We start from the raw sequence: 25266 nt of genomic DNA, 5'->3' as shown, positions 1-25266 counted from the left end.
GCGATCACTCCTTACGGGCTGCCGCCACCATGGCGTCGATGTTGGCGCAGACGGCCGCGGCGATGGCCTTGCCCTCGGCCGCGCCGATGTCGGCCCAGCCCATGCGCCGCGTGACCGCTTCGCGGGCGATGCGGAAATACATGACCTGGCCGACGATGGTGAACACGGTGAGCATCGTCTGCCGCGAATCGGCCGGCTGGCCGGTCGCCTTCTCCCACAGCAGGCAGAAGCGCTTGTGGTTGGGCTCAAAGACGCCGTCGTAGATCCGCTCGAGGGCGATCGTCGGCTGCGACAGTTCGCGCAGCACGAACTGGACGAAGGGGACGGCCTGCGGGTTGCCGACGACGGTCATGACGAAGCGCTCGGCGACGGCATGCAGGATGGCGCGCGCCGTCTCGCGGTCCATAGGTCCCGCCAGAGCGCCGGCGGCCGGACCGATCGCCTGCGCGGCGATGGCGCCCACCGCCTCGACGATGTGCTCGGCGCAGGCGGAGCGAAGCCCTTCCTTGCCGCCGAAATGATAGGCGATCGAACCGATGTTGGCCCGGGCGGCCGTCGCGATCTCCCGCGTCGAGGTGCCGTCGAAGCCCTTCTCGCCGAACAGCTTCAGCGCCGCCTGGATCAGCGCGAAACGCGTCTGGTCGGCCCCGCTGGGGTCGCGGCTGGCTTCGGAGGCGGCGGAGGACATGATCATCTTCATAATTTAATCATTCGTTTGATTATCGTCAACGGTGCGGGCCGCGACGTCGGACCGGGCGCGCGACACCCTCGTGCCGCCAGGCTCTGACCGCGTGCCGGGCTCCCGGGCGCGACAGGCGCCGTCACGTCGCGGGGCGCTTCCGGAAAAGCGATTCGGAGATGAAAAGATGCACCGTCGCGAGCAGAACCGCGAGCATTCCCGCCAGTCCCAGCCAGTCGAGCCCGAGATTCTCGGCGACGACGCCGCCGAGGGCCGAGCCGAGCGAGGCGCCGACATAGATGCAGGCCGCGTTGAGGGACAGCACCACCGCCTGGCGCTGCGGCGCCTGACGCATGAGGCGGGTCTGCTGCGGCACGAGGAAGGACCAGCCGAACATGGCCCAGAGGAAGGTGACGAGCAGCAGCACGGGCAGCGGAACAGGAAGGAAAGAGAAGACCGGCATCAGAAGCACCTGCGCGGCCAGGACCCCGTAGATGGTGCCGAGCGGACCGAAGCGATCCGTCCAGATGCCGGCCGCCCAGCTTCCCGCCACGGCCCCGGCGCCGTAGGCCAGCAGCACGAGCGCGACGCCGTCGCGCCCGAATCCCATCCGCGCCTCGAGCAGCGGCGTGACGAAGGTGTAGACGAAGTAGGGTGCGGCCATGATGGTGGCCGTCACCAGGATCGAGACGAGGCTGCGCCAGTCGGCCAGCGCCTCGACCAGCGTGCGCAGGGAGTTGGGCTGGAACGCCACGCGGCGCGGCACGGTGCGCAGCACGAGCAGCAGGGTCGCGAGGCTGAGCACCAGGACGATGGCGAAGGCGGCGCGCCAGCCGAAGGTGTAGCCGACGAAGCTGCCGAGCGGGATTCCCAGCGCCTGGGCGAGCGTCATGCCGAGGAAGACGCGGGCGAGCGCCCTGCCCCGCGCTTCCGGTGGGCTGGCCGAGAAGGCGACGCTCGCGGCCACGGGCGTGAACAGGCCGCCGCCGACGGCTGCAAGGATGCGCGCCGCATAGAGAGCCGGCCCGTTCCAGGCGACGACCGCGAGCAGCGCGGACAGGGCGAAGATCGCGAGCCCGAGGGCGAGCACGGCGCGGCGGCCGAGGCGACCGGTGGCGGCGACCAGCAGGGGCGACAGCACGGCATAGGCGACGGCGTAGATGGTCATGACCAGGCCGGCGCCGGTCTTCGAGAGGCCGAGGTCGGCGGCGAGCGGCGACAGGACGCCGATGACCACGAAGGCGCCCATGCCGATGGCGAAATTGCCGGCGGCGAGCGTGGCGATCATCAGCCAGTGCCCCGCCGTGCCGGGTGGTGGCGCCGCTGGCGCGACGGTCGTCAAGCTTGTGCCCGGGTGGCGAGGATGCGCGGTGCGGCGTCGATGCGGTTCATGCGGTCCTTGTCTTCTCCGGCCGGCGCGACGACGCCGGGCCCGGTCGTCACCTTAGGCTTCCCGTGCGGGCGGGCAAGACTGCGGCCGGGTCGCAAGACAGGTGAGCCAAGCGAAGGCCGCCGCTGGGCCAGTGGGGGCCGGCGGCGCCGGGAACCGGCAGGCGGGGGCTTGCGCGAAGACCCCGCAGAGCCGAAGACCGTTTCGACCGCATGCCGCTCCCCCGAGAGGGGAAAACGAGACGCCGATGAAACGATATCCGCCGCAACGCATCGTCTGCCTGACCGAGGAGACGGTCGAGACGCTCTATCTGCTCGGCGAGGACGCCCGCATCGTCGGCGTGTCCGGCTATGCGGTGCGGCCGGCCCGGGTGCGCCGGGAGAAGCCGCGCGTGTCGGCCTTCACCTCGGCCGACATCCCGAAGATCCTGGCGCTGGAGCCGGATCTCGTCTTCACCTTCTCGGACCTGCAGGCCGACATCGCCGCGGAACTGATCCGCGCCGGCATCGCGGTGCATGCCTTCAACCAGCGCGACGTCGCCGGCATCCTGGCCATGATCCGCACCGTCGGCGCCCTCGTCGGCGCGGCGGAGAAGGCCGAGGCGCTGGCGAGGCGCTACGAGGCGCGGCTGGCCGACATCGCCCGGGCAGCCGCCGGTCGTGCCCGACCGCGCGTCTTCTTCGAGGAATGGGACGAGCCGCTGATCAGCGGCATCGGCTGGGTGTCGGAACTGGTCTCGATCGCCGGCGGCGACGACGTCTTTCCCGGGCTGGCCGGGGAAAAGGCGGCGAAGGACCGCCTCGTCGCGCCGGAGCTTGTGATCGCGGCCGCACCGGACGTGATCCTGGCCTCCTGGTGCGGCAAGAAGGTGCGTCCGGAGAAGATCGCTGCGCGGCCGGGCTGGCAGGAGATCCCCGCCGTGCGCGACGGGCGCATCGTCGAGATCAAGTCGCCACTGATCCTGCAGCCGGGTCCCGCCGCCCTGACCGACGGGCTCGACGCGATCGTGGCGGCGCTGCGGGGCTGAGCAGGTGCGGCGCCGCAGGACGTTTTTTGCATTGCAGCGAAACGCGGAACGCGCAAACTAGCGGCGCATGAAGCCCGCCGCCCTCCGCATCCTGATCATCGACGAGAACCGCATCCGCGCGGCGGTGATCGAGGAGGGACTGCGCGAGGCCGGGCACACGGCCGTGACCCTGGTACACGACGTCAGCGGGATCGCGCGGCGGATCACCGAGGTGAACCCCGACGTCATCGTGATCGACCTGGAAAACCCCAACCGCGACATGCTGGAGAACATGTTCCAGCTGTCGCGCGCGGTGAAGCGGCCGATCGCCATGTTCGTCGACCGCGCCGACACGGCCTCGATCGAGGCCGCGGTCGATGCCGGCGTCTCGGCCTATATCGTCGACGGGCTGCGCAAGGAGCGCGTCAAGCCGATCCTGCAGATGGCGATCAGCCGGTTCAACGCCTTCTCGCGCATGGCGCGGGAACTGGAGGAGGCGCGCGGCGAACTGGAGGGCCGCAAGCTGATCGAGCGGGCCAAGGGCATTCTCATGAAGTCGCGCGGGATGAGCGAGGAGGACGCCTACGCCTTGCTGCGCAAGACGGCCATGAACCAGAACCGCAAGCTCGCCGACGTGGCGCAGAGCCTCGTGACGGCCGCCGACCTGCTCGGGCCAGGAGGTCCATGACGATGAACGAGCACCAGATCGACGCCGGCTTCATGCCGCTCTTCGACTGCGCGATCCTGATCGTCGCCCGCGAGCTGGGCTTTGCCGAACGCGAGGGCGTCGAACTGCGGCTGTTCCGCGAGACGTCGTGGGCCAACATCCGCGACCGCATCGCGATCGGCCATTTCGACGTGGCGCACATGCTGGGGCCGATGCCGCTGGCCTGCAACCTCGGGCTGACGCCGCTTGACTCGAACACGATCGTGCCGTTCTCCTTCGGGCTCGGCGGCAACTGCGTGACCGTGTCGAACATGGTCTGGGAGGGCATGGCCGCGCACGGCGCGCTGCCCGATCTCGACCCGACGCGCAACGGCGGCGCGCTGCGCGCCTTCATCCGGGCGCGCGGGGCGGCGGGCGCGCCGATGCTGCGCTTCGCGGTGACCCACCCGCATTCGGGGCACAATTACGAACTGCGCTACTGGCTCGCCGGCTGCGGTATCGACCCTTCCCGCGAGATCGAGATCGTCATCGTGCCGCCGCCCTTCATGGCGGATGCGCTCGCGGCCGGCCGCATCGACGGCTATTGCGTCGGCGAGCCGTGGAACAGCGTCTCGGTGGTCGCGGGCACCGGCCATATCGCCACCGTCAAGGCGGCGATCTGGCGCAACAGCCCCGAGAAGGTGCTGGGCGTGCGCGCCGCCTGGGCGAAGGACCATCCCGAGGCGCTGGCGGCGCTGCTACGCGCCATGCACCACGCGGCGCGCTGGTGCCAGGACCCCATGAACCACCCGGCGCTCACCGAGCTGATGGCGCAGCCCGTCTATCTCGGCCAGCCGGCGGACATCCAGATGCGGGCGCTGACCGGCCGGCTCGATCCCGGCGCAGGGACGATCCGGCAGATCGAGGATTTCTACCTGCCCTTCGACAAGGCGGCGAACTTCCCGTGGAAGAGCCATTCGCTGTGGTTCTATACCCAGATGGTGCGCTGGGGCGACGTCGCGCACACGCCGGCCAACGTGGCGATCGCGCTCGACTGCTATCGCCCCGACCTCTACCGCAGCGCGCTGAAGCCGCTCGGCGTCGCGCTCCCGGGCGCCAATGCGAAGGTCGAAGGCGCGCTGACGGCGGCCACCCCGGTCGGCTCGGCGGGCGCCAGCCTCGTGCTCGGCCCGGACGGCTTCTTCGACGGCCGGATCTTCGACCCGCATGCGCTCGACGCCTATGTGGAGGCGCAGGCGGGCGCCTGAGGGGCTGCGCATGCGAGCCCACGGATTGTGCAATGCACAAGTTTTAGGCCGACTCCTGCCCGGCATTTGACGCGCGCGCGCCCGTCAGCCACGCCAGCTTTACCGAACGAACCGGCATCGAGCCAAGGATAACAACGGTTTGGGCGAGTTTGCCCAAATTGGCACGGTTCCTGCTTCTTCCTGAGCGAGGCCATTCGTGGCCAAGACATCATGGCGTCCAAGGACGGGCGCCCCAGGCAAAGCTGCCGATCAGGACTGCCGCGATCCCGGATGGACGGACGCGGTGGACCGGATCGGCAGTTTTTTTTTGGCCAACCGACGGCGCGGGCCGTCACCACTGGAGACGACGATGAGCGAAAAATCCGATCCGACCACCCTCCTCCCGGCGACGCGCCGAAGCTTCATCAAGGGCGTGGCCGCCACGACCGCCCTGCTGGGCGCGGCGAAGACCCTGCTGCCCTACGGCGCCCATGCCGCGCCGGCACAGCCGGAAGTGACCGGCGCCAAGCTCGGCTATATCGCGCTCACCGATGCCGGTCCGCTGTTCGTGGCCAAGGAGAAGGGCTTCTTCGCCAAGCACGGCATGCCGGACGTCGAGGTTCTCAAGCAGTCGTCCTGGGGTACCACGCGCGACAACCTGGTGCTCGGCGCGGCCGGCAACGGCATCGACGGCGCCCACATCCTGACGCCGATGCCCTACCTGATCTCGTCCGGCGCGATGACCCAGAACAACCAGCCGACGCCGATCATGATCCTCGCCCGGCTGAACGTGGCCGGCCAGTGCATCTCCGTCGGCCAGGAATATGCCGACCTGAAGCTCGGCACCGACGCGGCGCCGTTCAAGGCCGCGCTCGCCGCCAAGAAGGCGTCCGGCAAGGAGGTCAAGGCCGCGATGACCTTCCCGGGCGGCACGCACGACCTGTGGATCCGCTACTGGCTGGCGGCCGGCGGCATCGATCCGAACTCCGACATTTCCACCATCGTGGTGCCGCCGGCGCAGATGGTGGCCAACATGAAGGTCGGCACCATGGACTGCTTCTGCGTCTGCGAGCCGTGGAACGAGCAGCTGAAGAACCAGCAGATCGGCTACACCGCGCTCACCACCGGCGAGCTCTGGGACAAGCATCCCGAGAAGGCCTTCGCGATGCGCGCCGACTTCGTCGAGGCCTATCCCAACGCCACCAAGGCGCTGCTGATGGCGGTGATGGAAGCCCAGCAATGGTGCGAGGACATGGCCAACAAGGAGGAGCTCGCGCAGATCTGCGCCAAGCGCAACTGGATCAACGCTCCCTTCACCGACGTCGTCGAACGGATGCGCGGCAATTTCGACTACGGCAACGGCAAGGTGGTCGAGAACAGCCCGTTCATCATGCACTACTGGGCGCACCACGCCTCCTACCCGTTCCGCAGCCACGACCTGTGGTTCCTGACCGAGGACATCCGCTGGGGCTACCTGCCCGAAACCACCGACACGAAGGCGCTGATCGACAAGGTCAACCGCGAGGACCTGTGGCGCGCGGCGGCGGCCGAACTGGGCGTCACCGACATTCCGACCTCCACCTCGCGCGGCCCCGAGACCTTCTTCGACGGCAAGGTCTTCGACCCCGAAAACCCCTCCGCCTACCTCGAGAGCCTGACCATCAAGCGCATGGCGTGAGCCGGACGCCGCCGTCCCGCCGACCGGCGCGGCGGACGGCGGCGCCCCGACCATCCATCGGACAGAAAGGAACGACGACATGACAGCCACGGCGGCAAAGACGCTCCAGCCCGCGACGACACCGGCCCGGCCGGCCGCGACGATCCTCACGCTTCCCGTGCAGGCCAGACCGAATCCGGGGCGGCTGGCCGACATGGCGCGCGGCGCCGCTGCCACGCTGCTGCCGCCGCTGGTCGTGCTGGCGATGCTGGTCGGGCTGTGGGAGGTGCTGTGCTCCAGCCCGACCTCCGCGCTGCCGCCGCCCTCGCAGGTGGTCACCGACACCTGGGAACTCATCGTCAGCCCGTTCTACGACAATGGCGGCAACGACAAGGGCATGGGCTGGCAATTGCTGGCGAGCCTGCAGCGCGTGGCGCTCGGCTATCTGCTGGCGGCGGTGGCCGGGATCGGCCTCGGCGTGCTGGTGGGCCAGTCGAGCCTCGCCATGCGCGGCCTCGACCCGATCTTCCAGGTGCTGCGCACCGTGCCGCCGCTGGCCTGGCTGCCGCTGTCGCTGGCGGCGTTCCGCGACGGCGAGCCGTCGGCGATCTTCGTCATCTTCATCACCGCCATCTGGCCGATCATCATCAACACGGCCGTCGGCATCCGCAACATCCCGTCGGACTATCGCAACGTCGCGCGGGTGCTCCGGCTCAACGGCTTCGAATACTTCGCCAAGATCATGCTGCCGGCGGCGGCACCCTACATCTTCACGGGCCTCAGGATCGGCATCGGCCTGTCCTGGCTGGCGATCGTGGCCGCCGAGATGCTGATCGGCGGCGTCGGCATCGGCTTCTTCATCTGGGACGCGTGGAACTCGTCCCTGATCAGCGACATCATCCTGGCCCTGATCTATGTCGGCCTCGTCGGCTTCGTGCTCGACAGGATCGTGGCCTTCATCGGCAACCGCGTCACCCGCGGCACCGCGGCATCCTGAGGAGCGGGACCATGGCCAACCACTATCTCTCCATCGAGGGCATCGGAAAGACCTTCACCCGCGACCGTGCCACCACCGAGGTGCTGCGCGACGTGACGCTCGGCGTCGAGAAGGGCGAGTACATCTCCATCATCGGCCATTCCGGCTGCGGAAAGTCGACGCTGCTCAACATCGTCGCCGGCCTGACGCCGTCGACCGTCGGCGCGGTGCTGCTCGACGGCAAGGCGGTCGACGATCCGGGGCCGGACCGGGCGGTGGTGTTCCAGAACCACTCGCTGCTGCCCTGGCTGACCGTCTACGAGAACGTCGCGCTGGCGGTCGACAAGGTGTTCGGCGCCACGAAGTCGGCCGCCGAGCGGGCCGAGTGGACGAAGTACAATCTCGACCTCGTCCACATGGGGCACGCCCGCGACAAGCGGCCCTCGGAAATCTCGGGCGGCATGAAGCAGCGCGTCGGCATCGCACGCGCGCTGTCGATGGAGCCCAAGGTGCTGCTGCTCGACGAGCCGTTCGGCGCGCTCGACGCGCTGACGCGGGCGCATCTGCAGGACCAGGTGATGCAGATCCACCAGGCGCTCGGCAATACGGTGCTGATGATCACGCACGACGTCGACGAGGCGGTGCTTCTGTCCGACCGGATCGTGATGATGACCAACGGGCCGGCGGCGCGGATCGGCGAGGTGCTCGACGTGCCGCTGGAGCGGCCGCGCAACCGGATCGCGCTGGCCTCGGACCGCACCTATCTGCGCTGCCGCGAGGCGGTGCTGAAGTTCCTCTACGAGCGGCATCGCTTCGTGGAAGCGGCGGAGTAGGCGCGATGGCCGAAAGACTCGTCATCGTCGGCAACGGCATGGCGCCCGGGCGGATGCTGGAGCATCTTCTGGACGCCGCGCCGGACCGCTACGCCGTCACGATCTTCAACGCCGAGCCGCGGGTCAACTACGACCGCATCATGCTGTCGCCGGTGCTGTCGGGCGAGAAGAGCTTCGAGGAGATCGTCATCCATGGCGACGGCTGGTATGCCGCCAACGGCATCACGCTGCACAAGGGCCACAGGATCGTCGCGATCGACCGCGACGCGAAGACGGTCACGTCGGACCGCGGCGTGACGGCACCCTACGACAGGCTCGTCGTCGCCACCGGCTCGGTGCCGTTCGTCATTCCGGTGCCCGGCAGGGACCTGACCGGCGTCGTGAGCTACCGCGATCTCGACGACGTCGACGCCATGCTCGCGGCGGCGCGATCGGGGAAGAAGGCGGTGGTGATCGGCGGCGGGCTGCTCGGCCTCGAAGCCGCGGCCGGGCTGAAGCAGCAGGGCATGGACGTGACGGTGCTGCACGTCATGCCGACGCTGATGGAACGCCAGCTCGATCCCGCCGCCGGCTATCTGCTGCAGCGAGCGATCGAGGCGCGCGGGATCAAGGTCCGGACGAAGGCCAACACGAAGCGGATCGTCGGCGAGAGCAGGGTCGAGAGCGTCGAGCTGGACGACGGGACCGCCATACCGGCGACGCTGGTGGTCATGGCGGTCGGGATCCGTCCCAACGTCGCGCTGGCCAGGGAGGCCGGTCTCACGGTCAATCGCGGCATCGTCACCGACGAACGCATGGTCACCTCCGATCCGGACATTCTGGCCGTCGGCGAATGCGCCGAGGTGGGCGGCATGGTCTACGGTCTCGTCGCGCCGCTCTACCAGATGGCGAAGGTCGCCGCCGACACGCTGGCCGGCACGGGCGCGGCGCGCTTCGTCCATGCCGAGACGCCGACCAAGCTGAAGGTGACCGGCATCGACCTCTATTCGCTGGGCGACTTCGCCGACGGCGACGACCGCGAGGAAATCGTGCTGCGCGACGCGTCGGCGGGCGTCTACAAGCGCCTGGTGCTGAAGGGCGACCGCATCGTCGGAACGGTGCTGTTCGGCGAGACGGCCGACGGTGCCTGGTTCGCCGACCTGCAGAGGAAGCAGGCCGACATCGCGGCCATGCGCGACACGCTGATCTTCGGCCAGGCCTATCAGGGAGGCGCCTCCGCGGACCCTCTGGCGGCCGTTGCAGCGCTGGCGGATGACGCCGAAATCTGCGGCTGCAACGGCGTCTGCAAGGGCAGGATCGTCTCGACCATCACCGCCAAGGGTCTGACGACGCTGGACGGCGTGCGCGCCCACACCAAGGCGTCGGCGTCGTGCGGCACCTGCACCGGGCTGGTGGAGAAGCTGATGACGCTGACCATCGGCGACAGCTACAATCCGGCCGCCATCCAGCCGATGTGCACCTGCACCGACCTCGGCCACGATGAGGTTCGCCGCCTGATCAAGGCGAAGTCGCTGAAGACCATTCCCGCCGTCATGCAGGAACTGGAGTGGAAGACCTCCTGCGGCTGCTCGAAGTGCCGGCCGGCGCTCAATTACTATCTCGTCGCCGACTGGCCCAACGAATATGCCGACGACTACCAGTCGCGCTTCGTCAACGAGCGCGTGCACGCCAACATCCAGCGGGACGGCACCTATTCGGTGGTGCCGCGCATGTGGGGCGGGATGACCAATGCGAAGGAGCTGCGCGCCATCGCCGACGTGGTCGACAAGTTCGCCATCCCCGCCGTGAAGGTGACGGGCGGGCAGCGCATCGACATGCTGGGCGTGAAGAAGGAGGACCTGCCGGCGGTCTGGGCCGACCTCGGCAAGGCCGGCTTCGTCTCGGGCCACGCCTATGCCAAGGGCCTGCGCACGGTGAAGACCTGCGTGGGCACCGACTGGTGCCGCTTCGGCACCCAGGATTCCACCGGCCTCGGCATCCGCATCGAGAAGTTCATGTGGGGATCCTGGACGCCTGCCAAGGTGAAGATGGGCGTCTCGGGCTGCCCGCGCAATTGTGCGGAAGCGACCTGCAAGGACGTCGGCGTGATCTGCGTGGACTCGGGCTACGAGATTCACTTCGCGGGTGCCGCCGGCCTCGACATCAAGGGCACCGAAGTGCTCGGCCTGTTGAAGACCGAGGACGAGGCGCTGGAGGTGATCGTGGCGCTGACGCAGATGTATCGCGAGCAGGCCCGATACCTCGAGCGCATCTACAAATGGGCCAAACGCATCGGCGTGGCCGAGATCAGACGGCAGGTGCTCGACGACCGCGACCGCCGGAAGGCCTATTTCGACCGCTTCGTGTTCAGCCAGAGATTCGCGCAGGTGGACCCGTGGTCGGAGCGGGTGTCGGGCAAGGACAAGCACGAGTTCCGGCCGATGGCGGCCCTTCCCTTCCGACAAGCTGCGGAGTGACGCGATGAAGTGGCACGACATCGGCACGATCGACGACATTCCGCCGCGCGGCGCGCGGTGCGTGGCGACGCCGCAGGGCAGGATCGGCGTGTTTCGCACCGTCGACGACCGGATCTATGCGATCGAGGATCATTGTCCGCATCGCGGCGGACCGCTGAGCGAAGGGATCGTGCACGGCACGGCCGTGACCTGCCCGCTGCACAACTGGGTGTTCTCGCTGGAGACCGGGCTGGCGCAGGGTGCCGACGAGGGCGCGGTGAAGACCATCCCGGTCCGGGTGATCGACCGGCGGATCGCGCTCGGCCTCGATCTCGCGCTCATGGCGGCCGAGTGACCGCGATGGGGGACGCGCCGGCGACCGGGGTGCGGACGGCCTGCCCCTATTGCGGCGTCGGCTGCGGCGTCGTGGCAAACGTCGCCGACGACGGCGCGGTGACCGTACGCGGCGACGCGGACCATCCGGCGAATTTCGGCCGGCTCTGCTCCAAGGGCGCGGCGCTCGGCGAGACGACGGGGCTCGACGGGCGGCTGCTCGCGCCCGAGATCGGCGGACGGCAGGCGTCGTGGGACGAGGCTCTCGACCTGGTGGCGCGCCGCTTCGAGCAGACCATCGCGACGCACGGTCCCGATTCGGTGGCCTTCTATGTGTCCGGGCAGCTGCTGACCGAGGATTACTACGTCGCCAACAAGCTGATGAAGGGCTTCATCGGCTCGGGCAACATCGACACCAATTCGCGCCTCTGCATGGCCTCGTCGGTGGCAGGGCACCGGCGCGCCTTCGGCGAGGACATCGTGCCGGGGGTGTACGCGGACCTGGAGCAGGCCGAACTCGTGGTGCTCACCGGCTCGAACCTCGCCTGGTGCCATCCGATCCTGCACCAGCGGCTGCTTGCGGCGCGCCACACGCGCGGCACGCGGATCGTGGTCGTCGACCCGCGCCGCACGGCGACGGCCGACGACTGCGACCTGCATCTGGCGATCGATCCGGGCACGGACTTGACGCTGTTCAACGGCCTGCTGGCGCATCTGGAACGCGCCGGCGCGGTAGATCGCGGCTTCGTCACAGCCTCGACGGCAGGGTTCGCCGAGGCGGTCGTGGCCGCCCGCGCGGATGCGCCATCGACGGCCGCGGTGGCGACCGCCTGCGGCGTCGCGGAAGTGGATCTGCGCCTGTTCTACGATCTCTTCGCCGCCACGGAGCGCAGCGTCACGGTCTACAGCCAGGGCGTCAACCAGTCGACGCAGGGCACCGACAAGGTCAACGCCATCGTCAACTGCCATCTGGCGACGGGTCGCATCGGCCGGCCCGGCATGGGGCCGCTCTCGGTGACCGGTCAGCCGAACGCCATGGGCGGCCGCGAGGTGGGCGGGCTCGCCAACCAGCTCGCCGCGCATATGGGCTTCGACGTCCCGGACGACGTCGACCGCGTCGCCCGGTTCTGGAATGCGCCGTCCATCGCAAGAAGGCCGGGGCTGAAGGCGGTCGACCTGTTCCGCGCCGTCGGCGACGGTCGGGTCAGGGCGCTGTGGATCATGGGCACCAATCCGGCCGTGTCGATGCCGGATGCCGGCCGGGTGCGGGCCGCGCTGCGGGCCTGCGACTTCGTCGTGGTCTCCGACGTGACCCGCACCGACACGACGCGCCATGCCGACGTGCTGCTGCCTGCCGCCGCCTGGGGCGAGAAGAGCGGCATGGTGACGAATTCCGAGCGGCGGATGTCGCGCCAGCGGTCGTTCATGGCGCCCCCGGGAGACGCGCGGCCGGACTGGCGGATCGTCTGCGACGTCGCGCAGCGGATGGGGTTCGGCGAGGCGTTCGGCTTCGACGGACCGGCGGCGATCTTCCGCGAGCATGCCACGCTCTCCGCCTTCGAGAACGACGGCGGCCGGCTGTTCGACATCGGGGCGCTCGCCACCATGGGTGATGCGGACTACGAGCGGTTCGCGCCGGCGCACTGGCCGCAGCCCCGACGGGGCGAGGCTTCGCAGCGCTTGCTCGGCGGCGGCCGGTTCCCGACGCCCGACGGGCGGGCGCGCTTCGTGGCCGTTCGCCAGGAAGGACTTGCGCCGGCCGTCGACGCGGCGCGACCGATCGCGCTCAACACCGGCCGCGCGCGCGACCAGTGGCACACGATGACGCGCACCGGCAGGGTCCCCCGGCTGATGGCGAACGCGCCCGAGCCGGTGGTCGAGATGGCACCGGAGGACGCCGCCCGGCAGGGGCTGGCCGAGGGCGACCTGGCGCTTGTCTCGAGCCGCCACGGCTTCGCGCGCGCCCGGGTCGGGCTGTCGAAGGGCCAGAAGCCGGGCACCGCCTTCCTGCCGATGCACTGGAGCGGGTCGTTCGCCGCGCAGTCCGGCGCGGGTTCGCTCTCCTCGCCGCTGACCGACCCTCATTCCGGCCAGCCGGGACTGAAGAACGTGCCGGTCGCGATCCGCCGCGAGGCGGTGGCCTGGACCGGCGTGCTGATGACCCGCCGCGACCTGCGGCCGACCGGCTTCGTCCACTGGAGCCGCAGGCCAGTCGAGGGCGGCTGGGTCTACGAGCTGTGCGGGACGGAGACGCCGGACCAGGGCATCCTCCTGGCGCGGAGCCTGCTCGGTGCGGTCGCGCGGGACCAGCTGGTGGAATATACCGACCGGCGCGGCCTGACCTACCGCGCGGCGATGCTGGATCCCGTCGGCGCGCTCGCGGAGGCGCTGCTGGTCGCGCCGCCGGGCCAGGTGCCTGCGCGCGACTGGCTGGTGTCGCTGCTCGCCTCGCGCGCACCGCTGCGACCGACCGAGCGCATGGCGCTGCTGTCGGGCCGCTCGCCGGTGCCGATGCCGGCCGTCGGCCGCATCGTCTGCTCCTGCCACACGGTCGGCGTCGACCAGATCGCCGCGGCGGTGGCGGGCGGCTGCCGCAGTCTCGAAGCGGTCGGCGACGCCACCCGCGCGGGCACCAATTGCGGCTCGTGCCGCTCCGAAATCAGGACCATCATCGATGACGCCCGTCTCCAGGCCGCGGAATGACACCCCCTCGCGCATCGGGGCGCTGAGCGTCCTGCCGGTCTTCCTCGACCTCGCGGGGAAGCGCGCGGTGGTGGCCGGCGGCAGTGCGGCGGCGGCCTGGAAGGCGGAGCTGCTCTGCGCGGCGGGCGCGGAGGTCGAGGTCTTCGCAGCACCGGAGAGCCTCGGCAAGGAGATGGCGGCGCTGACCGCACGCGAGCCGACGCTGACGCTTTCGGCGCGCGTCTGGCGGGCGGGCGATCTGGCCGATGCCGCCGTCGCCATCGCGGATGCGGGCTCGGACGAGGACGCCACGGCCTTCGCCATGGCGGCGCGTGCCGCGGGCGTCCCCTGCAACGTCATCGACCGGCCCGACCATTGCCAGTTCCAGTTCGGCACCATCGTCAACCGATCGCCGGTGGTGGTGGGCATCTCCACGTCCGGCGCGGCGCCGATCCTCGGCCAGGCCATCCGCCGACGCATCGAGACGCTGCTGCCGCCGTCGCTCGCCGCCTGGGCGGCGCTCGCCCTGCGCCTGCGCGACCGCGTCGCCCAGAGCTGGCAGCCGGGGCCGGCGCGGCGGGCGTTCTGGGAGCGCTTCGTCGACCGCGCCTTCGGACCTGCACCCGATGCGCAGGCCGCCGATGCGCTGTTCAGCGCTGCCACGGACGGCGACCGCCGCGGCCATGTCAGCTTCGTCGGCGCCGGTCCGGGCGACGGCGAACTGCTGACGCTGAAGGCCGTGCGCGCGCTGCAGGCCGCCGACGTCGTCCTGTTCGACGATCTCGTGTCCGACGAGGTGCTCGAGCTCGCGCGGCGCGAAGCCAAGCGCATCCTCGTGGGGAAACGGGCCGGCCGCCCGGGCTGCAAGCAGCACGAGATCAACGACATGATGATCTCGCTGGCGAAAGCCGGGCGGCGGGTGGTGCGGCTGAAATCCGGGGATCCGATGATCTTCGGCCGCGCCGGCGAGGAGATCGCGGCTCTGGAAGCGGAAGGCATCGGCTACGACGTGGTGCCGGGCGTGACCGCGGGGCTGGCGATGGCGGCGAGGCTCGGCGTCTCGCTGACGCATCGCGACCACGCGCAGTCGGTGCGCTTCGTCACCGGCCATTCGAAGTCCGGCGGGCTTCCCCGGGACGTCGACTGGCGCGCGATCGCGGACCGGACGGCGACGACGATCTTCTACATGGGCGGCCGCACGGCGGCATCGATCTCCGCAACCCTGATGGCGCACGGCATGCCGGCCGACACGCCGGCCGTCGTCGGGATGGACATCGGCCGGACCGGCGAGGCGATCCACCGGACCGACCTCGCCGGGCTGCCCGCTGTCGCCGCAGCGGCCGGCGCGGGGCAGGCCGTGCTGATCGGCATCGGGAGCGTGTTCGCCCGCAAGTCGGCCTCGGCGCGCCGGGGGACGCCGGCCGGCGCGGCGGAGGCGTGGACGCGCCTCACGCCGCGGGCCGCTGCCGCAGCGGGCTGAGACCGTGGCGGCCGGGCGGCGCGAGCCGCGTCAGCCCCAGGATCGGTCGGTTGCCTGGCTTGCGCGCCGTGCCAGAAGGTCGGGGCCGAGAGCGGAAAGATCCGGCGCGCCGAGCAGGACCAGCGTTCGGGTCAGATCGTCCCTGAACAAGGAAAGGCACCGGTCGACGCCGGCCTCGCCATCGGCAGCCAGGGCGTAGAGCGCGGCGCGGCCGAGGCCTGCCATCCGCGCGCCGAGACAGAGGCCCTTGATCACCTCCTCGCCGCAGCGGATGCCGCCGTCGAAGAAGACCGGAATGTCGAGCCGTGCAGCGGCCGCCTCGACCGTCTCGAAGCCGGTGACCGCACCGTCGACCTGCCGGCCGCCATGGTTGGACATCACGACCGCGTCGACGCCGATGGCGGCGCAGGCGGCCGCGTCGTCGGCGCGCAGCAGCCCCTTGACGATCAGCGGTCGGGGCCAGAGATCACGCAGCCATCTGAGCGCCTCGAAATCGAAGCCGGCATCCATGCGGCGGCTGAGCAGGGCCGCCTGCGCCTCGAGGTTCATGGCGCCGTCGGCCTCCATGTTGCGCATCCGCGGCGCGCCGTTGCGCAAGTAGGCGAGGCTCCAGCCCGGCCGCAGCGCGCCGTCGAGGACCAGCTTCGGCGTGACTTTCACGGGGACGGAAAAGCCGTTGCGGATGTCCCGCTCGCGATAGCCGTTGACCGGCACGTCGACGGTGAGGATCAGGGCGGCGTAGTCGGCGGCGAGCGCGCGTTCGACCAGCGACCGGGCGAGATCGCGCTGGATGACGTAGAGCTGGAACCACTTCTCGCCGTCGCCGGCCCGCGCGGCGTCCTCGATGCTCATGTTGGCGGCCGTGGACAGGGCGAAGGGGATGCCGGCCCGCGCCGCCGCACGGGCGAGCATCGCGTCGCCGTCATGCCGAAGCATTCCGTTCAGCCCGGTGGGCGACAGGTAGACGGGCATGGCATGCGACCGGCCCCAGAGCGACACGGCCGTGGACGGACGGCTGACGTCGACGAGGCGGCGCGGCAGGAAGCCGAATTCGCCATAGGCTTCGCGGTTGCGCTTCAGGCCGGCCTCGGACCCGGCTCCGCCCTCCAGATAGTCGAAGACGAAGCGCGGCAGGCGGCGCGCGGCGCTCCTGCGGAAATCGGCGACAGAGACGTGCTGGGCGGTCATTTCCCCTCCTGACTGGCGCGGCTTCCCCGGTGCGGACCGCCGCCTATCCGGCCGGACGTCGCGCGTCCGCGGCAGCCATAGCATGCCCGCGAGCGGGCCGGCGCGTCCGACCCGGCATTGACGCGCTTCCGGATCGTAAGCATACATATCATACGGGTTCCGCAGCCATCTCGACGGCAACGGGTCCTGCCGACGATGCAAGGAGGTGCATCCCGTCTCCACGTCCCGACACATTCTGCCCGCACGCCCCTGACGGCGGAAGCCGTGCGCGGCCGTTTCGCGGCACGGATGCCCGCCTGCCGACCACCACCCATACCCGACTGGAAAGACTCCGAAATGCCGCAACGCCTGTTCAGCTCTCCCGACTATCCGACCGTGCCGACCGCCGACGGCGCGCTCTATCCGGTCCACCGCATCTTCTGCGTGGGCCGCAACTATGCCGAACATGCCAAGGAGATGGGCTATGAGGTGGACCGCGAGGCGCCGTTCTATTTCCTGAAAGACGCGCAGGCGATCGTGCACACGGGAGCAACGATCCCCTACCCGCCAGGCACCGAGAACTACCACTACGAGATGGAGTTCGTGATCGCGATCGGCGCTCCGGCGTTCCGGGCGACGGACGACGAGGCGGCCGCCGCGATCTGGGGCTATGGCTGCGGGCTCGACATGACCCGCCGCGACCTGCAGCTGTCCTCCCGCGCCAAGCAGCGCCCGTGGGACCTGGGCAAGAACTTCGAGCAGTCGGCCGTGATCGCGCCGCTGACGCCTGCGGCAGCCTTCGGCGCAGCGGGACCGCAGCGCATCATGCTTTCCGTCAACGGCGAGACCAAGCAGGACGCGCGTCTGGCCGACCTCGTCTGGTCGCCGGTCGAGCTGGTGGTGCACCTGTCGCGCTTCTATCATCTCGCGCCGGGCGACCTGATCTACACCGGCACGCCGGCCGGCGTGGGGCCGGTGGTGGCCGGCGACGTCATCCATGGGGAGATCGACGGGCTGGCGCCGGTGGACCTCGTCATCGGAGCCGCGCAATGAAGTATTACGGCTATTTCCGCTCCTCGGCGGCCTACCGGCTGCGGATCGCGTTCGGGCTGAAGGGGCTTTCGCCGGATTTCATCCCGATCCACCTCACCCGCGACGGCGGGCAGCAGAAGCAGGAGGCCTATCGGTCCGTGAACCCGCAGGGGCTGGTTCCCTCGCTGGTGACCGACGGCGGCGACGTGCTGACGCAGTCGCTCGCCATCCTGGAGTGGCTGGACGAGACGGTGCCGGAGGCACCGCTTCTGCCGGCCGATCCGGCCGGCCGCGCGCGGGTCCGCGCCTTCGCCGACGTCATCTGCTGCGACATCCATCCGCTGCAGAATCTGCGGGTGCTGCAATACCTGCGCACGGAGTACGGGCAGGACCAGGCCGGTGTGGAAGCCTGGTGCCGGCGGTGGCTCTCGGACGGGCTCGCCGCCTGCGAGGCGCTGGTGGCGCGGGGCGGCGAACACCGGTTCTGCTTCGGCGAGACGCCGGGGCTCGCCGACGTCTGCCTGGTGCCGCAGCTGTTCTCGGCCGACCGTTTCGGCGTCGATCTCGGCGCGATGCCGCATCTGCGCGCGGTGCGGGCGGAATGCGAGGCGCTGCCGGCCTTCGCAGCCGCGCATCCGTCGCGGCAGCCCGACACGGAGGCCTGAACGACCGGCCTGCCGGCCCGGCAGCTCAGTGCTTGTCCTGGCGCAGGTAGACCCGGCCGAGGAAGGACGGCTCGCCCGAGGCGCGGCCGGCCATCGCGCTCGCCACCAGGACGGCGAGCGTCAGCAGGTAGGGCAGCATCATCGCGAGATAGACCGGGATGTCGGCGCCGATCGCCTGCAGGCGCGGGACGAGGGCGTCGGCGCTGCCGAAGACGAGGGCGCCGACGAGCGCGCGCGCGGGGTTCCAGCGCGCGAAGATGACGAGCGCGACGGCGACCCAGCCGCGCGCGGCGACCATGCCCTCAACCCAGACATGGCTGGTGGCGACGCAGAGATAGGCGCCGGCCAGCCCGCAGAGCAGGCCCGAGACGAGCACCGCGCCGAACTGCGCGACCTGGACGTCGATGCCGGCGACGTCGGCGGCGGCCGGGTTCTCGCCCACCGCGCGCAGCCGGAGCCCGCTGCCGCTCCGCATCAGCCACCACCACAGGAGCGCGACGAGGACCGGCATGGCGAGCGTGACGGGATCCTGCACCGCGAGGATGCGGCCGAGTGCCGAGCTTCGCTCGATGCCGAACAGCTCGCCGAAATTGGCGATGCCGGGAAAGGTCTTCTGCATGTAGGGGCGGCCGACGACGCCGGTGACGCCGAGCCCGATCGCGACGACGGCGAGGCCCGACAGCGTGTGGTCGGCGCGCATGACCACCGTGGCGATGCCGAACAGCAGGGCGAGCGCGGTGCCCGCGGCGGCGCCGGCCGCGAGGGCCGCCCATGGATCGAAACCCGACAGGACGGCGACGGCCCCGGTCATGGCGCCCACCGCCATCAGGCCCTCGGCGCCGAGGTTGAGGATGCCGGCCCGCTCGCAGACGATGAGGCCGAGGCTGGCGAGCAGCAGCGGCGTCGCGTAGCTCGGGACGATGGCGATCCAGCCGACCAGGAAATCCATGCGACTTGCTCCCTCAGCCCGGCCGGCTCAACGAATAGGTGCTGAAGAACTGCGCCATGAGGATGGAGATCAGCACGGTTCCCTGCACCAGCACGATCATGCCTTCGGAGATGCCGTAGAACACCTTGAGCACGCTGCCGGCGGTGAAGACGGCCCCCAGCGCCAGCGACACGACGACGACCCAGAGCGGTCTCGCCCGCGCGAGATAGGCGATGACGATGGCGCTGAAGAGATAGCCGCTGCCGACCGACTGGTTGAGCCGGTGCTCGGTGCCGGCCACGATGATCATGCCGGCGAGCCCGGACAGGGCTCCCGACAGGAGAACGAGGCCGACGATCGTGGCGGAGACCGGCAGACCGGTCGCGCGCGCGCCCTTCGGGTTGAGGCCGACGGCATCGGCGTAGAACCCGACGCGGGTGTGCCCGAGCATGAACCAGACGAGGACCGCTGCGATCATCACGACGAAGAGCCCGCCATGCAGCTGGCCCCAGCCGAGGGAGCCGAAGCGGGCGGCCTCCGCGAAGGCGGTCGTGACCGGGAAGCCGGTGGCGGGATCGCGCCAGGCGCCGAACAGGGCGTGCTGCACGAGAAGGAAGGCGACGCTGCCGAGAAGCAGCGTCGAGATCACCTCGCTGACGCCGAATCTGATCTTGAGAGCGAGCGGGAGGGCAATCCAGGCGGCGCCGACGACGGCGGACAGCAGCAGCATCGACGGGAGCCGCAACGCATCCGGACCGGTGCCGTCGATCCCGATCCAGGTGGCGGCCAGGGCGCCGAGCCAGAGCTGGCCCTCGACGCCGATGTTCCAGAACCGCACCCGCATGGCGACCGCCGAGGCCAGCCCGACGAGCACCAGCGGCAGCGCTGCCGTCAGCGTCTGGGCGAGGCCGTCCGAGGTGAGGAAGGTGGCGATCAGGAACTCGTCGACCAGCGCGCCCGCGGGAACGCCCGCCTGGACGAGCAGGGCCGCGGAGACGGCGAGACCGAAGGCCAGGCCGCCGGCATAGCAGAGGCTCGAGAGAAGGAGGCCGGGCGCCTGGCGGCGGACGAGGAAGGCGGCGTCAAGCATGGCCGGCCAGCAAGGCTCCGATCCATTCCGGGGTGACGTCGTCGATGCCGCGGCAGCCGGCGATGGCGCCGCGGTTCATGACGGCGACGCGGTGCGACAGCGACAGCACCTCCTGCAGGTCCTCCGAGATCAGCAGGCAGGCCGCGCCGGCCTCGACCGCCCGGCGGATGGCGGTGCGGACGAACTGCGTCGCCTTCATGTCGAGGCCACGCGAGGGCGAATGGGCGACGAGGACGGTCATGCCGGCGTCGAGCTCTCGCGCGAGCAGGACCTTCTGCGCGTTGCCGCCCGACAGAAGCCGGGTCCGGCGCGCCGGCGCGGCGCCGCGGATGTCGAAGGCGTCGATCGCGTCCGCCGCGGCCTGCCGCATGCGGGCACGGCGCAGCAACAGCGGCCCGCCGAACGCGCCCTCGGCGACGCGGCTCAGGGCCAGATTGTCGGCGATGGCGAAGTCGCGGATGAGGCCGCTGTCGAAGCGGTCGGAGGGAATGACGCGCAGCCCCGCGCGCCGCCGGTCGCGCGGCGAGGCGGTGGTGACGTCGCGTCCCGCGAGCAGAATCGTGCCCCCCTCAGGCCTCGCGAGGCCGATCAGGCAGGAGACCAGTTCCTCCTGGCCGTTGCCGCCGACGCCGGCCATGCCCAGCACCTCGCCGGCGCGAAGCTCGAAGCCGACCGCGGCGAGCCCCTGCCCCTGCGAACCGGCTGCAAGCGTCAGGTCCGAGACGGCGAGGCTGACGGCGCCGGGCGTCGAGGCCGGCCGGCCGCCGGTGACCAGCGTCTCGCCGACCATCAGCCGCGCGACCTCCGCCTCGTCGAGACCGGCGACCGCGGCCCCGGCGAGCACGGTGCGACCGTGGCGCATGATGGTGACGCGGTCGCAGAAGCCGGCGACCTCGCGGTACTTGTGGGTGATGAGCACGACGGCATGGCCCTGCCCCGCCAGCCGCCGCACGAAGGAGAGCAGCGCCTTCGCCTCCTCCTCGGTGAGAACCGCCGTCGGCTCGTCGAGGACGAGGATGCGCGCGCCGAGCAGGAGCACGCGGACGATCTCGGCGCGCTGCCGCTCCGCCGTCGACAGGTCTGCGACGATGCGGGCCGGATCGACCGGCAGGCCGATCTCGGCGGCCTTCGCCGCGACCGCGGCGCCGGCCTGCGCGACCGTGCGCACCGCGCCGCGGCGGCCGAGGCTCAGGAGCACGTTCTCGGCGACGCTGAAGCTCTCCACCAGACGGAAATGCTGGTGGACCATGCCGAGACCGGCGGCCGTCGCCTCCATGGGGCTGCGCGGGCTGGCGGCGACGCCATCGATCCTCTGCTCGCCTTCGTCCGCGGCATAGACGCCAGCGGCGACGTTCATCAGCGTGGACTTCCCGGCGCCGTTCTCGCCGACGATCGCATGCACCTCGCCCCAGGCGAGGGAAAAGCCGGCGTCGACGAGCGCCGGCCGCCCGTCGAACGCCTTGCCGATTCCCTCGAGATCGAGCGCCGGCGGCTCGCCGGGCGAACTGCGCTCGCGGGCCGCCATGTCGCCGGCCGCAGCGGTCATTGGGCGGCGGGCATGGTGCCGGTGATGCCTTCGACGAAATAGTCCATCGACCAGAGGGCGCCGTCGTCCAGCTTGTCGCCGGTCTCGACGGCGACGGTCCCGTCCTGCTTCTTCAGCGGCCCCTGGAAGGGATCGAGCGTGCCGGCGACGATGGCAAGCCTGGCGGCCTCGACCTTCGCCTTCGCCTCGTCGGAGACGGAGGGGCCGAAAGGCGCGAGTTCCACGACGCCGGCATCCATGCCCTCGAAGGCGCCGTATTCCTCCGGCTGCCAGGTGCCGTCGATGATCTCCCTGATCGTCGGCACCAGGTATTTTTCCCAGCGGAAGACGACGGAGGTCTGGATGGTCTTCGGCGCCGCGTGCGACATGTCGAGCTGGAAGCCGAAGGACGGAACGCCCGCCTTCTCGGCGACGTCGAGCGCCGAGGTCGCGGAGAGATTGGTGGCGAGCACGTCGGCATTGTGGTCGAGGATGGCCTGCGCCACCTGGCCCTCCTTCACCGGATCCCACCAGGAGTTGGTGAAGACGGCGACGGTCTCGATCGACGGATCGACGGAGCGGGCGCCGAGCGCGAAGCTGTTGATGTCCCAGTTGACGACGCTGACGGGGAAGCCGGCGAGGATGCCGATCTTCTTCGTCTTCGTCGCCTGGCCGGCGGCGACGCCGGCGAGATACCAGCCCTGGTAGGTGCGGGCGTAGAAGCTCTCCATGTTGGGACCGTTCTCGGTGCCCGAGGCGCTGAGGAAGGCGACATTGGGATAGGCCTTGGCGGCCTCGGCCATCGGCACGCTGTAGCCATAGGTGGTGCCGACGATGATGTTGAAGCCGCGCTTCACGTAGAGGTCGATGGCGGCGCGGAGCTTTGTGGCCTCTTCGGGAATGTTCTCCGTCACCGCGACCTCGAGACCGAGCTGCTCCTCCACGGCCTTGCGGCCGGCTTCCAGCGCCTCGTTCCAGCCACCGTCGAGTGCGGCGCTGCCGTAGATGAAGGCGACCTTGGGCGGGCCGTCGAGGGTGAAGGCGAAGGCGGCGGTGGAGGCGAGAAGCGCCGCGGCGAGGGCCGCGAGACCGGTGAGCCCGGTCCGTCCGGAAGCGATGTTCGTCATGTCGAGTTCCCCTGTCTGGTCTTGTTTCGGCAAGCTTCCCATGGCGGCGCGCCGCGCTCGCACCACGGCGAAGCGTCGCTGCCGACCTCGGGAACCGGCTCTTCCTGCAAGAGTGGATTGGCCCCTTGTGCAGTGCATCAAAGCCGATTACCGTCGTCCATGCAATGAAAATAATCATGCCCAATAAACGGGCATATCGTACAGAATCATGGACGATCACGGGTGAACACGGAAGCGCTGGCCTCCTTCGTCAAGGTTGCGGAAATGCGGTCGCTGTCGGCTGCGGCAAAGCTCTACGGCCTGCCGAAATCGACGCTCAGCCTGCATGTACGGCAGCTTTCGGCCGACCTGAACGTGGAGCTGTTCGAGCGGTCCGGGCGCAGCATGCTCCTGACCGACGCCGGGCGGACGCTGCTCACCCATGCCCGCCAGATCCTCGGCAGCTGCGACGCAGCGCGGGCGGCGCTGACGGAACTCAGCGACGACGTGGCCGGGACGCTGCGCATCGGCGCCACGGGCGAGTTCGGCACCGCCTTCTACGCCCAGATGATGATCGCCTTCCGGAGGCTCTATCCGAAGGTGGAGATCGAGCTGACCTTCTTCTCGCCGCACGTGCTCTATGCCTCGGAAAGCTTCGACCAGCTGGACGCCGTGGTGTCGTGGGACGAGGGCGAGACCGAAGGCGAGACGCTGTGGACGGCGCGGTTCGCGCTGTTCGCCAGTCGGAGCTACCTCGACCGGGCCGGCACGCCCCGCACGCCAGCCGACCTCGCCGACCACCAGGGAATCGTCTACCGGACGCCGGCCGGGCTGCAGCACTGGCGGCTGCAGAAGGGAGCGGCGCAGGAGAGCATCCTGCCGCGGTCGAGCCTGATCGCCAATGAGTACTGGACGGTGAAGTATTTCGCCGCGGCCGGCGAAGGCATCGCCTACCTGCCGCGCTTCTTCACCGACATCGAATGCGAGCGCGGCCATCTCGTGCCGCTGCTCGCCGACTGGGAATCGGCGGAGAAGCGGGTGAGCATCCGGCTGACGCGGCCGCAGGCCGCCTCGCGCAAGATGGCGGCCTTCATGGACACCTGCCGCCGCTATTTCTCGCCCGGCTTCGAATTCGAGGGGCCGCGCTACTTCGTGGAGACCATCCACGATCCGCAACGACCAGAAGAGGGAACACGACCATGAAAGCAGTGGAAACGGGGAACGGCGTCCGCGTCCTCAAGGGGGGCGGGCTCGATCCGCAGCGCATCAGCTTCGACAGCATCCCGATCATCGATCTCGAGCCGATGTTCAGCGGCGACGCGGCGGCGAAGGAAAAGCTCGCTGCGGAGTTGCGCAAGGCCTGTACCGAGGTCGGCTTCCTCTACATCCGGAACCACCACGTGCCGAAGGCGGTGATCGACGAGACCTTCGCGGTGGCAGAGACCTACTTCGCGCTGCCCGACGACGTGAAGATGGCAAACCACGTGTCGAAGTCGAAGAACAACCGCGGCTATGCGGCGATGCTGGAGGAGAACACCGACCCGACGGGGCGCGGCGACCTGCACCAGTCCTTCGACATCGCGCTGGACGTGCCGGCCGACGATCCGGACGTGCTCGCCGGCAAGGTGCTCTACGGCCCCAACCAGTGGCCGGAAGGCCAGCCGGCGTTTCGCGCGGCGATGGAGGCCTACCATGCCGAGATGCTGAAGCTCAGCGGCCGGCTGCTGCACGCCTTCGCGCTGGCGCTGGGGCTGGACGAGACCTATTTCGACGGCATGGTGGACAAGCCGCTGGCGACGCTGCGGGTGCTGCATTATCCGCCGCAGTTCGGCGAGATCGACGACCGGCAGATCGGCATCGGCGCGCATTCCGACTACGAGTGCTTCACCATCCTGGCGCAGAAGGAGGGCATCTCGGCGCTGCAGGTGCTGAATGCGTCCGGCGAGTGGATCGCCGCCGACCCGATCCCCGGCTGCTTCGTGGTCAACATCGGCGACCAGATGGCGCGCTGGACGAACGATCTCTTCGCCTCCACCGTCCACCGGGCGATCAACCGCTCGGGCAAGGAGCGCTACTCGATCCCGTTCTTCTTCGGCCCCAACTACGACACGGTGGTGGAGGCGCTGCCGAGCTGCGTCGACGCGGATCACCCGGCCAAATACGCTCCGGTTACCTCCGGCGACTACGTCAACGGCCGCTTCGCGGCGACGTTCGCGCATTATGCGGAGGCGCAGAAGCAGGAGGCGGGAGCGACCTGAGGGGCGGGCGAACGAGGATCGCGGAAGGGGGCCGGCCGGGGGTCGGCTCCCCGCGCCTGGGAGAAGTGCGCAGAGCGGCGGTGCGGCGTGGCGGGCGTTCAACCGCTCCACCCGAGGGCGAGGCCGACGAC

Annotated in this window: 21 protein-coding genes; 14 read left to right on the top strand and 7 right to left on the bottom strand. The window is 70.0% G+C overall.

Annotated features, from left to right (window positions below; all coding sequences use genetic code 11):
• Positions 1-4 precede the first annotated feature (4 nt).
• Together IAI54_RS23680 and IAI54_RS23675 are read right to left on the bottom strand one after the other, a co-directional pair.
• On the bottom strand, positions 5-694 hold the full coding sequence (locus tag IAI54_RS23680) for a CerR family C-terminal domain-containing protein (protein WP_420838320.1): 690 nt from the start codon (positions 692-694) through the stop codon (positions 5-7).
• A gap of 127 nt (positions 695-821) precedes the next feature.
• On the bottom strand, positions 822-2021 hold the full coding sequence (locus IAI54_RS23675) for an MFS transporter (RefSeq protein WP_187969511.1): 1200 nt from the start codon (positions 2019-2021) through the stop codon (positions 822-824).
• A 295-nt stretch (positions 2022-2316) separates the two neighbouring features.
• On the opposite strand from IAI54_RS23675, the gene IAI54_RS23670 reads away from it, so the two are divergent.
• The 10 genes from IAI54_RS23670 (at position 2317) to cysG (ending at position 15364) form a co-directional block, all read left to right on the top strand.
• Positions 2317-3096, top strand: coding sequence for a cobalamin-binding protein (locus IAI54_RS23670; RefSeq protein ID WP_187969510.1), 780 nt, complete (start codon positions 2317-2319; stop codon positions 3094-3096).
• A gap of 67 nt (positions 3097-3163) precedes the next feature.
• On the top strand, positions 3164-3763 hold the full coding sequence (locus tag IAI54_RS23665; protein WP_187969509.1) for an ANTAR domain-containing response regulator: 600 nt from the start codon (positions 3164-3166) through the stop codon (positions 3761-3763).
• Positions 3760-4989 carry a CmpA/NrtA family ABC transporter substrate-binding protein gene (locus IAI54_RS23660; RefSeq protein ID WP_187969508.1) on the top strand — a complete coding sequence of 410 codons (1230 nt, stop codon included), beginning with the start codon at positions 3760-3762 and terminating at the stop codon, positions 4987-4989. The genes IAI54_RS23665 and IAI54_RS23660 overlap by 4 nt, the downstream gene beginning before the upstream one ends.
• A gap of 349 nt (positions 4990-5338) precedes the next feature.
• Positions 5339-6646 carry a CmpA/NrtA family ABC transporter substrate-binding protein gene (locus tag IAI54_RS23655; protein ID WP_187969507.1) on the top strand — a complete coding sequence of 436 codons (1308 nt, stop codon included), beginning with the start codon at positions 5339-5341 and terminating at the stop codon, positions 6644-6646.
• Positions 6647-6725: 79 nt separating this feature from the next.
• The gene (ntrB, locus tag IAI54_RS23650) at positions 6726-7622 is read left to right on the top strand and encodes a nitrate ABC transporter permease (RefSeq protein WP_187969506.1); all 897 of its coding nucleotides are present in this window, start codon (positions 6726-6728) and stop codon (positions 7620-7622) included.
• Between the two features lie 11 nt (positions 7623-7633).
• Positions 7634-8434: an ABC transporter ATP-binding protein gene (locus IAI54_RS23645; RefSeq protein ID WP_187969505.1), complete on the top strand. Its 801-nt coding sequence runs from the start codon at positions 7634-7636 to the stop codon at positions 8432-8434.
• Positions 8435-8439: 5 nt separating this feature from the next.
• The gene (nirB, locus tag IAI54_RS23640) at positions 8440-10890 is read left to right on the top strand and encodes a nitrite reductase large subunit NirB (protein ID WP_187969504.1); all 2451 of its coding nucleotides are present in this window, start codon (positions 8440-8442) and stop codon (positions 10888-10890) included.
• A gap of 4 nt (positions 10891-10894) precedes the next feature.
• Entirely contained in the window at positions 10895-11224 is a 330-nt protein-coding gene (gene nirD / locus IAI54_RS23635) for a nitrite reductase small subunit NirD (RefSeq protein ID WP_187969503.1), read from the top strand.
• A 5-nt stretch (positions 11225-11229) separates the two neighbouring features.
• Complete coding sequence (locus IAI54_RS23630) at positions 11230-13905, top strand: nitrate reductase (RefSeq protein WP_187969502.1); 2676 nt, start codon at positions 11230-11232, stop codon at positions 13903-13905.
• A complete protein-coding gene (gene cysG / locus IAI54_RS23625; RefSeq protein WP_187969501.1) occupies positions 13877-15364 on the top strand; it encodes a siroheme synthase CysG in 1488 nt (495 codons plus the stop codon). Before IAI54_RS23630 ends, cysG begins: the two co-directional genes overlap by 29 nt.
• Before the next feature lie 30 nt (positions 15365-15394).
• On the opposite strand, the gene IAI54_RS23620 is transcribed toward cysG, so the two are convergent.
• Positions 15395-16552 (bottom strand): alpha-hydroxy-acid oxidizing protein, encoded by a 1158-nt coding sequence (locus IAI54_RS23620; protein ID WP_187969500.1) that lies wholly within the window; start codon positions 16550-16552, stop codon positions 15395-15397.
• A 336-nt stretch (positions 16553-16888) separates the two neighbouring features.
• Between IAI54_RS23620 and IAI54_RS23615 the strand changes: the two genes are divergently transcribed.
• Positions 16889-17584: a fumarylacetoacetate hydrolase family protein gene (locus tag IAI54_RS23615; RefSeq protein ID WP_187969499.1), complete on the top strand. Its 696-nt coding sequence runs from the start codon at positions 16889-16891 to the stop codon at positions 17582-17584.
• A complete protein-coding gene (gene maiA / locus IAI54_RS23610) occupies positions 17581-18228 on the top strand; it encodes a maleylacetoacetate isomerase (RefSeq protein ID WP_187969498.1) in 648 nt (215 codons plus the stop codon). The genes IAI54_RS23615 and maiA overlap by 4 nt, the downstream gene beginning before the upstream one ends.
• 25 nt (positions 18229-18253) lie before the next feature.
• On the opposite strand, the gene IAI54_RS23605 is transcribed toward maiA, so the two are convergent.
• Genes IAI54_RS23605 through IAI54_RS23590 form a run of 4 tightly spaced genes read right to left on the bottom strand, consistent with a single transcriptional unit; the run spans position 18254 to position 22898 of the window.
• Positions 18254-19177, bottom strand: a complete 924-nt coding sequence (locus IAI54_RS23605) for an ABC transporter permease (RefSeq protein WP_187969497.1) — start codon at positions 19175-19177, stop codon at positions 18254-18256.
• Positions 19178-19190: 13 nt separating this feature from the next.
• The gene (locus IAI54_RS23600; protein WP_187969496.1) at positions 19191-20246 is read right to left on the bottom strand and encodes an ABC transporter permease; all 1056 of its coding nucleotides are present in this window, start codon (positions 20244-20246) and stop codon (positions 19191-19193) included.
• Positions 20239-21792, bottom strand: coding sequence for an ABC transporter ATP-binding protein (locus tag IAI54_RS23595; protein ID WP_187969495.1), 1554 nt, complete (start codon positions 21790-21792; stop codon positions 20239-20241). The genes IAI54_RS23600 and IAI54_RS23595 overlap by 8 nt, the downstream gene beginning before the upstream one ends.
• A complete protein-coding gene (locus tag IAI54_RS23590; RefSeq protein ID WP_187969494.1) occupies positions 21789-22898 on the bottom strand; it encodes a BMP family ABC transporter substrate-binding protein in 1110 nt (369 codons plus the stop codon). The genes IAI54_RS23595 and IAI54_RS23590 overlap by 4 nt, the downstream gene beginning before the upstream one ends.
• Before the next feature lie 222 nt (positions 22899-23120).
• On the opposite strand from IAI54_RS23590, the gene IAI54_RS23585 reads away from it, so the two are divergent.
• Positions 23121-24080 carry a LysR family transcriptional regulator gene (locus IAI54_RS23585; protein WP_187969493.1) on the top strand — a complete coding sequence of 320 codons (960 nt, stop codon included), beginning with the start codon at positions 23121-23123 and terminating at the stop codon, positions 24078-24080.
• The gene (locus tag IAI54_RS23580; RefSeq protein ID WP_187969492.1) at positions 24077-25135 is read left to right on the top strand and encodes an isopenicillin N synthase family dioxygenase; all 1059 of its coding nucleotides are present in this window, start codon (positions 24077-24079) and stop codon (positions 25133-25135) included. The genes IAI54_RS23585 and IAI54_RS23580 overlap by 4 nt, the downstream gene beginning before the upstream one ends.
• The last annotated feature ends 131 nt before the right edge of the window (positions 25136-25266 follow it).

Origin of the sequence: Aquibium microcysteis (genome assembly GCF_014495845.1) — a bacterium.
GTDB lineage: Bacteria > Pseudomonadota > Alphaproteobacteria > Rhizobiales > Rhizobiaceae > Aquibium > Aquibium microcysteis.
This window is presented reverse-complemented; position numbering and strand designations above follow the sequence as displayed.

Coding starts and splice junctions, on each gene's coding strand:
- IAI54_RS23580 (WP_187969492.1), top strand. CDS start 24,077: ATGAAAGCAGTGGAAACGGGGAACGGCGTCCGCGTCCTCAAGGGGGGC.
- IAI54_RS23670 (WP_187969510.1), top strand. CDS start 2,317: ATGAAACGATATCCGCCGCAACGCATCGTCTGCCTGACCGAGGAGACG.
- IAI54_RS23600 (WP_187969496.1), bottom strand. CDS start 20,246: ATGCTTGACGCCGCCTTCCTCGTCCGCCGCCAGGCGCCCGGCCTCCTT.
- IAI54_RS23595 (WP_187969495.1), bottom strand. CDS start 21,792: ATGACCGCTGCGGCCGGCGACATGGCGGCCCGCGAGCGCAGTTCGCCC.
- IAI54_RS23660 (WP_187969508.1), top strand. CDS start 3,760: ATGACGATGAACGAGCACCAGATCGACGCCGGCTTCATGCCGCTCTTC.
- cysG (WP_187969501.1), top strand. CDS start 13,877: ATGACGCCCGTCTCCAGGCCGCGGAATGACACCCCCTCGCGCATCGGG.
- maiA (WP_187969498.1), top strand. CDS start 17,581: ATGAAGTATTACGGCTATTTCCGCTCCTCGGCGGCCTACCGGCTGCGG.
- IAI54_RS23630 (WP_187969502.1), top strand. CDS start 11,230: ATGGGGGACGCGCCGGCGACCGGGGTGCGGACGGCCTGCCCCTATTGC.
- nirD (WP_187969503.1), top strand. CDS start 10,895: ATGAAGTGGCACGACATCGGCACGATCGACGACATTCCGCCGCGCGGC.
- IAI54_RS23645 (WP_187969505.1), top strand. CDS start 7,634: ATGGCCAACCACTATCTCTCCATCGAGGGCATCGGAAAGACCTTCACC.
- IAI54_RS23605 (WP_187969497.1), bottom strand. CDS start 19,177: ATGGATTTCCTGGTCGGCTGGATCGCCATCGTCCCGAGCTACGCGACG.
- IAI54_RS23680 (WP_420838320.1), bottom strand. CDS start 694: ATGATCATGTCCTCCGCCGCCTCCGAAGCCAGCCGCGACCCCAGCGGG.
- IAI54_RS23655 (WP_187969507.1), top strand. CDS start 5,339: ATGAGCGAAAAATCCGATCCGACCACCCTCCTCCCGGCGACGCGCCGA.
- IAI54_RS23620 (WP_187969500.1), bottom strand. CDS start 16,552: ATGACCGCCCAGCACGTCTCTGTCGCCGATTTCCGCAGGAGCGCCGCG.
- ntrB (WP_187969506.1), top strand. CDS start 6,726: ATGACAGCCACGGCGGCAAAGACGCTCCAGCCCGCGACGACACCGGCC.
- IAI54_RS23590 (WP_187969494.1), bottom strand. CDS start 22,898: ATGACGAACATCGCTTCCGGACGGACCGGGCTCACCGGTCTCGCGGCC.
- IAI54_RS23615 (WP_187969499.1), top strand. CDS start 16,889: ATGCCGCAACGCCTGTTCAGCTCTCCCGACTATCCGACCGTGCCGACC.
- IAI54_RS23665 (WP_187969509.1), top strand. CDS start 3,164: ATGAAGCCCGCCGCCCTCCGCATCCTGATCATCGACGAGAACCGCATC.
- nirB (WP_187969504.1), top strand. CDS start 8,440: ATGGCCGAAAGACTCGTCATCGTCGGCAACGGCATGGCGCCCGGGCGG.